Below are 14,041 nucleotides of genomic sequence, written 5' to 3' on the forward strand. Positions count from 1 at the left end.
ATGACACAAGCAGTTGATTTACAACAGTAATTTTATTAAAATAAAATTAAGAACTATGAAAATAACAAACATAATCAATACAACACTTCTATTGTTCCTTACCTCGGTTACATTTGGCCAAGTCGGAACAAACGGTGATGACCGTAAAGAAGAAGGACGACCTGTAAAAGAGTACAATCTTACCTTGGAACAAAAGGAAATGACCCTTGGAGGCGTAACGGCCAATGGAATGACTATAAATGGCAGCATTCCTGGCCCTACATTAGAATTTAATGAAGGAGACCTTGCCATAATCAATGTGACCAATAAAATGGACGAAGAAACTTCAGTGCATTGGCACGGTTTAATCCTTCCAAATTTCTATGACGGTGTGCCTTATTTAACTACGCCGCCAATTGAACCTGGCACAACTTTTCAGTATAGAATTCCTATTAATCAATCCGGCACCTATTGGTATCATTCACATACTTTATTACAGGAACAAAAGGGAGTTTATGGCTCTATTATCATTCATCCAAAAGAAAAGACATTGGATTATGATAAAGATTTGGTTGTGGTACTTTCTGATTGGACCAATGAAAAACCTATGAATGTGCTACGCAACCTCAAAAGGGCTAACGAATGGTATCAGGTAAAAAAGGGTACATCAGTGCCCTTAAGTAGAGTCATCAAAGAGGGCGCATTGGGAGCCCAATTCAAATTCTGGCGAGACCGTATGGAGGGAGCAGACATAACAGATATTTACTACCCTGCTTTTTTATCCAATGGAAAAAGAGTAGCAGAATACCCAAAGTTTAAAGCAGGAGAAAAAATCAGGCTTCGCTTTATAAATGCATCGGCTTCATCCTATTATTGGGTGGATTTTGGAGGGGGTAATCCAATGATAGTTTCAGGTGATGGTGTGGATGTAGAGCCCGTACATAAAAGCCGATTTCTTTTTGCAGTGGCAGAGACCTATGATGTTATTGTTACTATTCCGGAAGGGACTTTAGAAATTACCGCCACGGCACAGGATGGTTCTGGCAATACTTCAATCCGTTTGGGAAATGGAAAACTTTTTCCGGCAACGGTAATAGATAGGCCAGACAAAGTAGCAATGATGAAGCAAATGGCAAAAATGGATATGAAAATGGGTGCACCTGCATTGGTGGGAAACAGAAAGAAAAAAACACCGGAGTTTTTGATGCAGAAATATGGAATGAAGATGGATATGAAAGATGGGCAGATGAAAATGAACAATAATATGTCAATGGATGAAGGTACAATGAAGAAGCAAATGGAAATGAAAGATGACAAAATGGATATGGACAATACAATGGAGATGAAAAAGGACTCTATGCCAATGAGCCATACCGAAGCATCGAGCAAAATGAAAGACCATATGAATCACGATATGTCCAAGATGCAAAAAGACAGTGCCACTTTTGATTACAGTACTCGTAAAACCTATTTTAACTATGATTTCTTAAAGGCAAAGGAAGAAACCACTTATAAGAAAGACATACCGGTAAATGATATTCTGCTCAACCTAACAGGAAATATGCAGCGCTATGTATGGAGTATGAATGGCGTACCACTTTCTGAAACCGATAAAATCAAAATAAAAGGAGGAGAAGTAACAAGAATCACACTAAATAACATAACAATGATGCACCACCCAATGCATTTGCACGGGCATTTCTTTAGGGTAATCAATGAAAACGGGGAGCGTTCGCCCTTAAAACATACGGTCAATGTGCCACCGATGCAAAAAGTGGTCATTGAATTCTATAACGAAGAGTATGGTGATTGGTTCTTTCACTGTCACATATTGTATCATTTAATGAGTGGTATGAACCGTATATTTAGTTATGATACACCACGAGATGAACGGATGGAGGAATTTCCGGTTGAAAAGCTTATACACGAGACTGACCTCTATTATTCTTGGGGGGCTGCACGCGTAGGATCAAACTTTAACGAGCTGTTTTTGATGTCGAGCAACATCCGTAACGAATTTGGACTGCGCGCCGAGTTTGATTATGACCAAAATGCCGAGATAGAAGTAAATTATAATCGATACCTCAATGATTGGGTACGCGTATATGCAGGGGTAAATACCGAAACTTCTACACCAGATTCTTACGATACATTTAATACCGTTGGACTGGTCGGGGTTAAATACTTTACGCCTTACAGATTTAATGTAGATGTGAGTATGGACCATCAATTACGCCCAAGGATACGGCTGGATAGAGAGTTGTTGATTTTTCCAAGAATATTTTTAGAAGGAGAGTATGAGTACAGAGCGGATTTTGGTTGGGTCAATGATTTGGAAAATAATAAATCTTTTGAAAGCGAAACCCAATGGTTGGTAGGGCTCGCATACATCGTTTCCAGAAATTTTTCAATACAAGGAAATTACAATAATCGTTATGGCTGGGGAGGCGGCCTTTTAGTCAGATTTTAATAAATGGCACAATACAAGAAAAATAGTTTGAGTTTAACCGGAGCGGTGTCGCTTGGTACTGGTGTAATGATAGGTGCAGGAATATTTGCCTTGTTAGGACAGGTAGCTGAGTTATCAGGGCAATGGTTTCCGTATGCTTTTCTTGTAGGTGCTATCATTTCAGGATTTAGTGCATATACGTATGTGAAACTTTCCAATGCGTATCCATCTGCTGGCGGTATTGCTACCTATCTAAAAAAGATATATGGTAAGGGTGTGGTAACAGCTTCTGGAGCCTTGCTAATGGCATTTTCAATGGTGATTAATGAAAGTTTGGTAGCACGTACTTTTGGTTCGTACACGCTTCAATTATTCGATATAAATGACAATAGTGTTTGGGTGCCTATCCTTGGGGTAGTACTGTTAATCGTTGCGTTTTTAATCAATATTTCTGGAAACAATATCATTGGCAAATCTTCCTTTGCAATGGCTATTTTAAAAATTGGAGGTATTGCAATTTTTGCCATTGGTGGATTATGGGCGGCAGGATTTTCATTTTCTGAAGTTGTCCCTTCAGAAAGTTTGACAGAATACCCTATTACCAATTATTTAGGAGCCTTGGCTCTTTCAATTTTAGCTTATAAGGGCTTTACTACAATCACAAATAGCGGTGAGGAAATCACCAATCCCAATAAAAATGTAGGACGTGCTATAATAATTTCACTTGTTATCTGTACCGTGGTATATCTACTTGTTGCATTCGCTGTTTCTTCTAATCTTACTATTGAAGAGATAATCAAAGCTAAGGACTATTCATTGGCCGAGGCATCAAGGCCTGCTTTCGGAAAGTACGGATTATGGTTCACTGTGGGTATCGCTATCATAGCTACTATTTCAGGTGTGGTAGCAAGCATTTTTGCAGTGTCAAGGATGACTACAATGCTAACTCAGATGAATCTAATTCCCCATAAACATTTTGGGTTACCTGGTAAGTTGCAAAAACATATGCTCATTTATACTGTGGTATTGGCGCTCACAATGACCATTCTTTTTGACCTTACAAGAATTGCATCATTAGGTGCTATTTTCTATCTAATTATGGATGTAGGAATTCACTGGGGCGTACTTAAAAATATGAGAAAAGACATAAACGCCCGTGCCTCTATTCTATATACAGCAATATTATTGGATTGTATTGTTTTGGCCGCATTCTTATGGATAAAGGCTTCTAGTGACCTATTGGTCGTAATTGTAGCCGCAATACTGATAGTATTGATTTTTTTAGGTGAAAAATGGTTCTTGAAAAATAAAAATGAAGAAAATCAAATGAAAATGAATGAGAAATTATGATTGATATCAAAGAATAAAAAAATAAATGTTTAACAAAAAAAGAATAAAATTATGATGCTATTGTATTGGATAATTGGTATAGCCATTCTTGTATGGGTGATTTTTCTTATTTCTGGAAGAAGAAAAAAGTAAAACTTTGGTAGTTAAAGTTTTTAAAAATCTTACTTGAATTGTGAAATATACCAACTGAAAGTTCAAAGAAATTGAATAAAGAATTAAAAAAACAAATACAGCTAATAAAACAGAAGAGTTATGGAAAATAGCGAGGACAAAAAACAAAGATTGCATAGTCAGAATTATACTGAGAGCCGAAACACATCTTACAGTATTGTTAGACGCTACGGTTCCATAACTTTTGATGAGGCACTAACACAGTTAAGAGATGTTTTAAAGGACAAAGGATTTGACATCATCGGAGAAATGGATGTCAAGGACTATCTGAAGGACTATAACATCGATATGTCTCACCTAATAATTATGATGGTTTGTCATAAAGAAACGGCTGCCAACTTACTGTCCAACGATATCCAAATGACCTCACTCGTGCCTTGTAAAATTAGCATCAAAGCAATCGATGATGCTTCTTTAATCGAGGTTTCTATTGAAGACGTTGAGACAACTTGGGCCATCTCTGACAAATCTGAAATAGAAGAAATAGCAAAAAGCGTAGGACAAGATTTAAAAGGAATCTTAGACCATTTAGGTCCAAAACATTTTAAACTATAGAATAATAATTTAACTCAAAAACAATGAAAACACTATTAAAAACTTCAATTCTAACCCTTGCACTCATTGCAATTGTAAGCTGTAAGGAAAAACAAACCGTAGAAATTAACACCCCTGAAGAGGTGAAGGCGGCCAAGAAAAAAACCGCAGATATCGCAGACCAAGGTTTTATTGACGGAATGACGGGAAAAGTATGGCATAATTATCTTGAAATCAAGATGGCACTTGTAAGAGACGATGCAGAAAAGGCAAGATCCATAAGTAAGGATATGGCTGCCTCTTTTGGCGAAGAAAGAATGGAGATGAAAAACTTAGCGCAAGATATGGCCAATACTGAAGACATTAAAACCCTGAGAGAATTGTTCGCACAATTTACCGAAAAGGCAGGGCCAATGTTTGAAGATGCACTATCTGAAGGAACCATATACAAAAAATTCTGCCCAATGGCATTTAACAATGAAGGTGCCTTTTGGTATGCCGACGTTAAGGAAATAACCAATCCCTATTTCGGAGATAAAATGTTGAAATGTGGGTCGGTAAAGAAAACTATTAATAAATAACCCTTAAATAAACAAAGATGAAAACGATTAAACAAAAATTAATTATACCCATAATCGCAATAGCTTTAGTTAGTGTTACTGCTTGTAAAGACGGAAGTAAAAATGAACCTGCAGCACCAATGAGCAACGAGATGTACCAAGAGCCTATGGATGACAAAGACGATATGTCAATGAGTGACAATCAAGATGCAAAAGCAGAAGCAATCCTGAAAGATTACTTCAACTTGAAAGATGCTCTTGTAGGCGATGACAATGATAAGGCAAAAGAATTGGGCGCAACGCTTGCAAGTACTTTAGGAAGTTTTGATGCATCCAGCTATTCAGATAGTGAACAACAGGATCTCAAGGATATTATGGAAGATGCAATTGAACACGCAGAACACATTTCAGAAAGTGATATAGCACATCAGCGAGAGCACTTTAAAGTTTTAAGTAAAGATGTTATAGATATGGTTGCTATAACAGGTACAGAGATGAAACTCTACGAGCAGTTTTGCCCTATGTATGATGGCGGAACGGCGTGGTTAAGTACTAAAGAGGAAGTACGCAATCCTTACTACGGTAGCAAAATGTTAACCTGTGGCGAAGTACAGCGAGAAATCAACTAAATGAAAGTAGTAAAAATCATAGCGGTAGTGTTATTGGTAGCGTTTGTGGGGATTCAATTTATACCCACAACACGCAACCAAAGTAATATGGTACCCGAAACTGATTTTATGTTGGTTAATAATGTTCCAGAGAACATTCAAAACAAGTTACAGGTATCCTGCTATGATTGTCACAGTAATAATACGCAATACCCTTGGTATAATAAAGTTCAGCCTGTTGCTTGGTTTTTGGAAGACCATATTAAAGAAGGCAAGGCCGAACTAAATTTCAATGAATGGGATTCACTATCAAGCCGAAGAAAGACCAGTAAGTTAAGGTCTATCATCAACCAGATTGAAAATGGCGAAATGCCTTTGGATTCTTATACCTTGATTCATAGAGACGCAAAGTTTTCAGAAGCGGAGGCAGAAGAAATAATCAACTGGGTAACACAATTAAAAGACAGCTTATAAATAATTAAAAAATAAAAAGATGAAAAAGTTAAAAATGAGTATAGCCACTATGTTATTGTTGGCAGTTTCTTTTACCAATGCGCAGGAAAAGGAAAAAATGAAGATGGACCATAAAATGGACCACGGCAAAATGATGGATATGAACAGTGATGCAAAAGCAGAAGCAATTTTAAATGATTATTTCAGTCTAAAGAATGCCTTGGTGGCAGACGATACCAAAAAGGCAGCCCAAGAAGGTGCAAAATTGGTAGCTTCTCTTAAAGCCTTTGATACCAGTAGCTATACCAAAGAACAGCAAGAAGAATTGGCCGATATTATAGAAGATGCTACAGAACACGCAGAACATATTGCTGAAAGTGCTATTGACCATCAAAGAGAGCATTTTAAAACATTGAGCAAAGATATAACGGATATGGTGGCGATTACAGGAACAAAGAACACACTGTACCAACAATTTTGCCCTATGTACGATAAGGGTAGTGCTTGGTTAAGTACAAACAACGAGATAAGAAACCCATATTACGGCAGTAGAATGCTTAAATGCGGCAAAGTACAAAAGACTATTCAGTAGATAATCCCTTCCCTAAGCATTTTTTGTTGTTCTGGTTTATTAGTTAACAGAATACATAAAATGTCCGGAATATCTTGAGTAGTCATTAAGTCCTGTCGTGGGAAGGAAAAATAGATGATGGTTAGTGTTAGTTCCTTCCCAGGTCAGGCAAAAATTTAAGTCCTAATAAGAGAGAGGGTGCATACTGTTTGGTTGGTTAATGAAACCCTTTCTCTTAATTAGGTACAACAGATTTTGTGAAATAGAAAAGTTGATTTGGTTAGTAGCAGCCTGCACAAGGGAGAGGGATTAAACCCTTAAAATAATAACATCTCTCTTCCTATGTCAGGCAATTTAAAACTTTTGAAAAAGAGAAGTTTAGTGAAGAGTACTTGGTTTTGGGAGGTGAACATTTGAAATGGTTGATTGGTTAATAACAGTTCGCCTCTCATTATCAAGTATAAATTTAGGGTTGCAGCTTCATTAAAGAAAACTGAAAAATAAATAGGTAATGAAAGATTGTTGCAATACAGGTAATAGCAAAGCACAGATCAAAAACCCGTTAAAAAAGTGGTTCAATTATATAATATATACTGTTATAGCCGTCGTAGTTCTTGGGGCTTTAGTATTAAAATTAACTGGCAACTAATTGTAATTAATAAAAGTTAATGTGAAAACATAGAAAAATTAATAAACGAAACCGAAACAAAGACATATGAAGAAATTTTTATAAAACCCTCAAAAGAATGTGTGACGAAAAGGACATAGAAACCACGGCTGCCTTTTATGGGCAACTTTTCAATAGTTCAAAGTACGTACTATTGGTAGTGCTTATTGCTACAGCTATCGGGCTGTATGTTTTGCCTAATATTAATGCTACTTACGCAGTGATTATACTATTGGCTATAACACTAATAAAGATAGGATTTATCATAGCCCTATCCTTTAATCAATTAATGAAAATTATCGGACAGAGCCATTTGCTGAGCCACGTTTTGATGTTATTCGGATTTTTAATTGTCCTGATTGTACTTTCATTCGCTTTAGACTATACAGCATTACATTTTTTTGATTCTACTCATTTTAAGATAAATAATAGTTCCGGAAATAATGGGCTGTTGACATTTTTCGATATGTCCTATTTCAGTCTAATTACATTCTCATCTGTAGGCTACGGTGATATAGTTCCAAAAACGATTACAGCTAAAACCTTGGTGGCACTTGAAGTGGCTCTCAGATTTTTTGTCCTTGTATTTGGTATCGCAAACGTGAATAGAATTCGAGTAAATAAATAACCCTAAATAACAAAAATTATGAAAACTCTAAAATTAACAACAATCCTAATGCTACTTACGTTTGCCACAGGCCAAATGTTTAGTCAAAACGTAGATTTAGGCACCGAGAAAGAAGCTGTTCTAAAAGTAATGAAAACCTATAAGGATGCGTTACAAAACTTGACAACTGAAGGTACTTTTGACCTATTCACAGAAGATTCCGAGGTTTTTGAATCTGGTGGTGTTGAAGGCACCTACGCCCACTATATAGAACATCATTTGGGTCCAGAATTGGGGCATTTCAAGAAATTTGAATTTTCAGATTATGAAATTGATGCAGAAGTAGATTTGCCCTATGCGTTTACTACCGAAACTTATGTCTACACCATAGTTCTCAATCCCGATGATAAAGGCAATACCCGAACCATAAAGAAAAAAGGGGTGGCGACTTCTATCCTTAAGAAGATAGATGATAAATGGCAGATAGTTAAAACCCATTCATCATCAAGGAATGCAAAATAAAATTTAACCTGTGAGCGAGTTTTTAAAACAATGGGGCGAAGCTGCCTATACCACAACGGGATTTTTCTGGATGGCTTTGTGGGCATTCATCTTGGGCTACATAATCAGTAGTATGATACAGATTTTTGTGACGGAAAAACGTATGCAGAAAACGATGGGGAAAGACGAATCCAAAAGTGTGCTGTTGGGTACATTCTTCGGATTTATCAGTAGCTCGTGCAGTTTTGCTGCATTGGCAAGTGCAAAATCTCTCTTCAAAAAAGGGGCGAGTTTTGTGTCCTCTATTGCCTTCCTGCTGGCATCAACCAATTTAGTCATCGAATTGGGAATCATTATTTCCATCTTTTTGGGATGGCAGTTCGTGGTTGGGGAATATGTTGGCGGTATATTGCTCATACTTATATGCTGGATTCTCATTCGTATCATCAATCCCAAAAAACTCATTGAAAAAGCGAAAAAAAACCTTGAAGGGCAGGACGATGATGAAATGGATGGTTCCAAAGACTGGAAAAAGCAGATACAACAGGAAGATAGCTGGTCACGGGTCGCCAAGAAGTATAAAATGGAATGGCAGATGGTCTGGAAGGACGTAACAGTAGGCTTTACCATTGCAGGAATCGTAGCGGCCTTTGTCCCTGATTCATTTTTCCAAACCCTGTTTATCAACAGTGGTCAAGGCAAAACTGATTTTACCTTTCTCGAAGTTCTGGAGCATATTGTCGTGGGGCCAGTTGCTGCATTTTTGACCTTTATCGGTTCTATGGGCAACATACCTTTAGCAGCCCTACTATTTGGTAAGGGCGTAAGTTTTGCGGGTGTTATGGCATTTATTTTTAGCGATTTGGTTGTTTTCCCAGTATTACGAATTAACGCTAAATATTATGGTTGGAAAATGTCGTTTTTCATTTTGTTTCTACTTTTTACGGCTCTAATTGGAACATCTTTGGCCCTGCATTATTCATTCGACTTGCTGAGTATGTTACCAGACCCTTCGCAAGTCAAGATTCAGGATAAAGACCATTTCAAGATTGATTATACATTCTACTTAAATATTACTTTTCTTATGATTTCAGGATACCTGATTTATTTAGGATTTTACAAGAAAAAGGATGTTGAGCATTCAATGAGTGAAATGGCACCAAAAAGTCCATTACTGGAAACAATATTAAAATATGCGGCCTTCATTTGCTATGTGTGGTTAGCAGGTGGATTGATTGTAAAAATCTTTATACAATAACTATGAAACACAAATATCACATACACGGTATGACCTGCAATGGTTGTAGAAAACACGTTGAAGAAACGCTTTCTAAAGTAGAAGGTGTTACCAATGCAACTGTAGATTTAGAAAAAGCTGAAGCGACCATTGAAATGGAATCCCATATTCCAATCGAAAAATTTCAAGAGGCGCTTAAAGCTAAGGGTGGTCAATACAGCATCCATCAGAATGGCGAACATCAGCATACCCACGATAAACAGAAAGTTGAGAAACCTAAGGGTAAAGGAACGGGGACATTCTATTGCCCAATGCATTGCGAAGGTGATAAAACTTACGACCAACCAGGCGACTGTCCCGTTTGCGGAATGGACTTGGTCGAAGAAGTAAACCTAACGGCGACTTCTGAAACGCAATATACTTGCCCAATGCATCCAGAAATCGTTCGTGATCAACCGGGCGATTGCCCTATCTGTGGAATGGATTTGGTGCCTATGGAACCCGATTTGTCCGCAGAGGAAAAAACCTATAAAAAACTATTAAAAAAGTTTTGGGTAGCGGTTGCTTTCACATTGCCCATTTTTATCATTGCAATGTCCGAAATGTTGACCAGTAACCCATTGGAAAATTTATTAGAGATAGAATATTGGAATTGGATTCAATTCGGTTTATCTCTACCAGTTGTTTTTTATGCCACCTGGATGTTTTATGAGCGAGCGTACCGTAGCATCAAGACGTGGAATCTTAATATGTTTACCCTTATTGGAATTGGCACAGGGGTAGCTTGGCTATTCAGTGTCTTTGGTATGTTGTTTCCTGATATTTTCCCGGCCCAATTCAAGACCAATTCTGGGACCGTATTTGTTTACTATGAAGCTACCACCGTAATCTTAACGTTGGTATTACTGGGCCAAGTACTCGAAGCCCGTGCCCATAGCAAAACCAACAGCGCAGTAAAAGAGCTGTTGAAATTAGCACCTAATAAAGCTATAAAAGTTGTAGATGGCCTTGAAGAAGAAGTCAGTATCGACCAGATAGAAAAAGGTGACATTTTACGTGTGAAGCCAGGGGATAAAATTCCTGTGGATGGTGTGATTACAGAAGGAAGCACTACGGTAGATGAATCGATGATTACGGGCGAACCTATTCCTGTAAACAAAGCAATAGATGATAAGGTAAGTAGCGGCACTATCAATGGCAATCAATCCTTTTTAATGAAAGCTGAAAAGGTAGGTAGTGAGACTTTGCTATCGCAAATCATTCATATGGTGAACGACGCCAGTAGAAGTCGTGCACCCATTCAAAAATTAGCCGATACAGTTTCTGGTTATTTTGTGCCTATAGTGGTCATTATTTCACTCATAACTTTTGTGGTTTGGGCAATATGGGGACCAGAACCAACTTATGTATATGCCTTAGTCAATGCTATTGCCGTATTAATTATCGCTTGTCCCTGCGCTTTAGGTTTGGCAACACCTATGTCGGTGATGGTAGGAGTCGGAAAGGGTGCTCAAAATGGGGTGCTCATCAAAAATGCTGAAGCTTTGGAGAAAATGGATAAGGTAGATACCCTTATTGTAGATAAAACAGGAACGATTACAGAAGGAAAACCAACCGTTGAAAAAATGGATGCTTTTGGGGACCGCTTTCGCGAAAGCGAAATACTTCAACTTATCGCTTCCTTGAACAGTTCAAGTGAGCATCCTTTGGCTGAAGCTACCGTAAAATATGGAAAGGAAAATAAAACTGAACTTTTAAAAACTGAAGACTTTAGTGCGGTAACCGGAAAAGGTGTGGAAGGCAAGGTAAATGGAAAAAGTCTTGCATTGGGAAATGCAAAAATGATGGAGTATGCAAATGCTTCGCTTTCAAAAGAAATGATTACCGAAGCACAGACGTATCAAAAACAAGGTAAGACAGTTTCTTATTTGGCAATAGATAAAATAGTTGCTGGCTACGTAGTCATTGGCGATAAGATAAAGGAAACAAGTGCCAATGCTATTAAAGCACTTCAAGATAAAGGCATCGATGTGATAATGCTAACTGGCGATAACCACGAAACAGCACAAGCCGTAGCATCAGAATTAAACTTGGCAGATTTTAAAGCCAGTATGTTACCAGAAGACAAGCTCAAAGAAGTAGAAAAACTACAAGAAAACGGAAAAGTAGTCGCTATGGCAGGTGATGGAATCAACGATGCCCCTGCATTGGCTAAAAGTGATGTAGGAATTGCTATGGGAACAGGAACGGATGTAGCGATAGAAAGCGCAATGATAACATTGGTAAAAGGCGATTTACAAGGAATTGTTAAAGCGAGAAACCTAAGCCATAAAGTAATGCGTAATATCAAACAAAATCTCTTTTTTGCATTTATATACAACACCTTGGGTGTGCCCATTGCTGCGGGTGTACTATATCCTGTTTTCGGATTGCTACTATCACCAATGATTGCTGCCTTGGCGATGAGCTTCAGTTCCGTATCGGTAATTTTAAATGCCCTTCGATTAAGAACCAAAACAATTAAATAACATTATCTATGAAAATACAGTATTACATATTTGTCCTAATAGTACTTTCTTCTTGCGAACAAAAAGGTGAAAAGACCAAAGAAGTTGTGACGAAAGAAATAGAAACAGTTTCTAAAACCGCTGAACCCGACAAGAAAAAACCATTAAGTCCGCATACCGAAACAATAGCAATGGTCGGCGATGCTCATATTCATATCGATTATTCATCGCCAGGCGTAAGGGATAGAATTATTTTCGGTGGACTGTTGGCTTACGACCAAGTCTGGCAGGCTGGTGCCCATATGGCTACTTGGTTGGAAACAAATAAGGATTTAGAAATTGATGGCAAGGTATTAAAAGCCGGAAAATATGGATTTTTTGTAATTCCGAATCAAGAAGAATGGACTGTCATTTTCAACAGGAATTGGAACCAACACGGAAAGGATGATTATGATGCGAGCGATGATGTATTACGATTTAAAGCAACGCCTAAAATTCCCGAAGAAATCAAGGAACATTTAGAGTACAAAATAAACAAAACAACTGAGACTTCAGGAACAATCTCAATGAGTTGGGAAAAAGTAACGATTGAGTTTCCTTTTGAAGTAAAGTAAAATGGTGAACAGAAAAACAGCGAAATGGATTAGAAAAGCGCACCGCTATTTGGGTATCTTTTTAGGTATTCAGTTTCTGATGTGGACGATTAGTGGAATGTATTTCAGCTGGACGGATATCGACGAGATACACGGTGACCAATTTAAGAAAGAAGCACCTGTGCAGACCTCATTTAATGATTTGCTCAGCACATCCCAACTTGCTATAAATGAGCCTGTACATTCTTTGGAATTACTGGAAATAGCAAATGAACCTTACTATTGGATTAATGAAGCACAGCTTTATAATGCCAGAACAGGACAAAGGAAAAATGGGATTTCTAAAAAAGAGGCTCAACAAGTTGCAAGTAGGTATATGTTGAACGATTTAGAAATAGCAAAAATTCAATTAGTCTATTCTGTAAGCCCACATCACGAATATCGCGGTCGCCCACTTCCAGCCTATGAAATTTCGTATGAGACACCACAAAATTTAAAAGCCTATGTGGCAGTTGAAAATGGTGCATTTCAAACGGTGAGACACAGGGATTGGCGTTGGTTCGATTTCCTTTGGATGACACATACAATGGATTACCAGGGAAGGGATAATTTCAACACGTTGTTGTTAAGGGCATTTTCACTTTTGGGATTGATAACCGTATTGAGCGGTTTCGTATTATGGTATATCAGTTCGCCATCGATCAGAAAATTAAAGAAGAAGTTCAAATAAATAATAATTTAAAAACCAAAAACAATGGATTCAAAAGAAAACACAAAAGACGGAATGAAGAAAAATACTTACGGAAAGTTTATGGCTATGCTTGGGCTTTCATTTATAGCAATGTACATCACAATGTACCTAAATACCTACGAATGGGACCACGTTTGGTTCAGCCTTACAAGATTTTATATGGTTTGCCTCGGTATAGCTGCAATGGCAGTAATTATGTTGTCATTAATGCTAAATATGTATAAGAACAAAAAAAAGAACATAGCTATTTATTTGGGGAGTTTAATACTTTTTGTGAGTGCATTGGGTCTGGTACGCGAACAAAAATCAACTGTAGGTGACGTTCTCTGGATGAAAGCAATGATTCCACACCACTCTATCGCTATCTTAACGAGTAAAAGAGCCGATATAAAAGATCCGGAAGCCAAAAAACTTGCTGAGGAAATTATAGAGGCACAGTTGCGTGAGATTGCTCAAATGAAAAAGATAATATATAGATTAGAAAACCAAAAAGAGGAATAGTA

14 protein-coding genes are annotated in these 14,041 nt (G+C 37.6%); all 14 read left to right on the plus strand.

Translation table 11 applies throughout. The features are described 5' to 3' along the window. Positions 1-55 precede the first annotated feature (55 nt). The gene (locus C8D94_RS03940) at positions 56-2,449 is read left to right on the plus strand and encodes a multicopper oxidase domain-containing protein (RefSeq protein WP_115122576.1); all 2,394 of its coding nucleotides are present in this window, start codon (positions 56-58) and stop codon (positions 2,447-2,449) included. A gap of 3 nt (positions 2,450-2,452) precedes the next feature. Continuing rightward, positions 2,453-3,778 carry an APC family permease gene (locus C8D94_RS03945; protein WP_115122577.1) on the plus strand — a complete coding sequence of 442 codons (1,326 nt, stop codon included), beginning with the start codon at positions 2,453-2,455 and terminating at the stop codon, positions 3,776-3,778. Between the two features lie 252 nt (positions 3,779-4,030). After that, positions 4,031-4,504 (plus strand): DUF302 domain-containing protein, encoded by a 474-nt coding sequence (locus tag C8D94_RS03950; protein WP_115122578.1) that lies wholly within the window; start codon positions 4,031-4,033, stop codon positions 4,502-4,504. A 23-nt stretch (positions 4,505-4,527) separates the two neighbouring features. Further along, entirely contained in the window at positions 4,528-5,064 is a 537-nt protein-coding gene (locus C8D94_RS03955) for a DUF3347 domain-containing protein (RefSeq protein WP_115122579.1), read from the plus strand. 17 nt (positions 5,065-5,081) lie between these two features. Next, a complete protein-coding gene (locus C8D94_RS03960; protein ID WP_115122580.1) occupies positions 5,082-5,672 on the plus strand; it encodes a DUF3347 domain-containing protein in 591 nt (196 codons plus the stop codon). Beyond that, positions 5,673-6,125: a heme-binding domain-containing protein gene (locus C8D94_RS03965; RefSeq protein WP_115122581.1), complete on the plus strand. Its 453-nt coding sequence runs from the start codon at positions 5,673-5,675 to the stop codon at positions 6,123-6,125. A 19-nt stretch (positions 6,126-6,144) separates the two neighbouring features. Beyond that, positions 6,145-6,696 carry a DUF3347 domain-containing protein gene (locus C8D94_RS03970; protein ID WP_115122582.1) on the plus strand — a complete coding sequence of 184 codons (552 nt, stop codon included), beginning with the start codon at positions 6,145-6,147 and terminating at the stop codon, positions 6,694-6,696. A gap of 725 nt (positions 6,697-7,421) precedes the next feature. Further along, entirely contained in the window at positions 7,422-7,970 is a 549-nt protein-coding gene (locus tag C8D94_RS03975) for an ion channel (protein ID WP_115122583.1), read from the plus strand. A gap of 18 nt (positions 7,971-7,988) precedes the next feature. Further along, the gene (locus tag C8D94_RS03980) at positions 7,989-8,471 is read left to right on the plus strand and encodes a nuclear transport factor 2 family protein (RefSeq protein ID WP_115122584.1); all 483 of its coding nucleotides are present in this window, start codon (positions 7,989-7,991) and stop codon (positions 8,469-8,471) included. A 10-nt stretch (positions 8,472-8,481) separates the two neighbouring features. Further along, positions 8,482-9,708, plus strand: coding sequence for a permease (locus C8D94_RS03985; RefSeq protein ID WP_115122585.1), 1,227 nt, complete (start codon positions 8,482-8,484; stop codon positions 9,706-9,708). 2 nt (positions 9,709-9,710) lie between these two features. Then, on the plus strand, positions 9,711-12,215 hold the full coding sequence (locus tag C8D94_RS03990; RefSeq protein WP_115122586.1) for a heavy metal translocating P-type ATPase: 2,505 nt from the start codon (positions 9,711-9,713) through the stop codon (positions 12,213-12,215). 8 nt (positions 12,216-12,223) lie between these two features. Further along, positions 12,224-12,808, plus strand: coding sequence for a DUF2911 domain-containing protein (locus C8D94_RS03995; RefSeq protein WP_115122587.1), 585 nt, complete (start codon positions 12,224-12,226; stop codon positions 12,806-12,808). Position 12,809: 1 nt separating this feature from the next. Continuing rightward, positions 12,810-13,517 carry a PepSY domain-containing protein gene (locus C8D94_RS04000; protein WP_115122588.1) on the plus strand — a complete coding sequence of 236 codons (708 nt, stop codon included), beginning with the start codon at positions 12,810-12,812 and terminating at the stop codon, positions 13,515-13,517. A gap of 24 nt (positions 13,518-13,541) precedes the next feature. Further along, entirely contained in the window at positions 13,542-14,039 is a 498-nt protein-coding gene (locus C8D94_RS04005) for a DUF305 domain-containing protein (protein ID WP_115122589.1), read from the plus strand. Positions 14,040-14,041 lie beyond the last annotated feature (2 nt).

The sequence above is a fragment of the Marinirhabdus gelatinilytica genome (genome assembly GCF_003353425.1).
In the GTDB taxonomy this organism is placed as follows: Bacteria; Bacteroidota; Bacteroidia; order Flavobacteriales; family Flavobacteriaceae; genus Marinirhabdus; species Marinirhabdus gelatinilytica.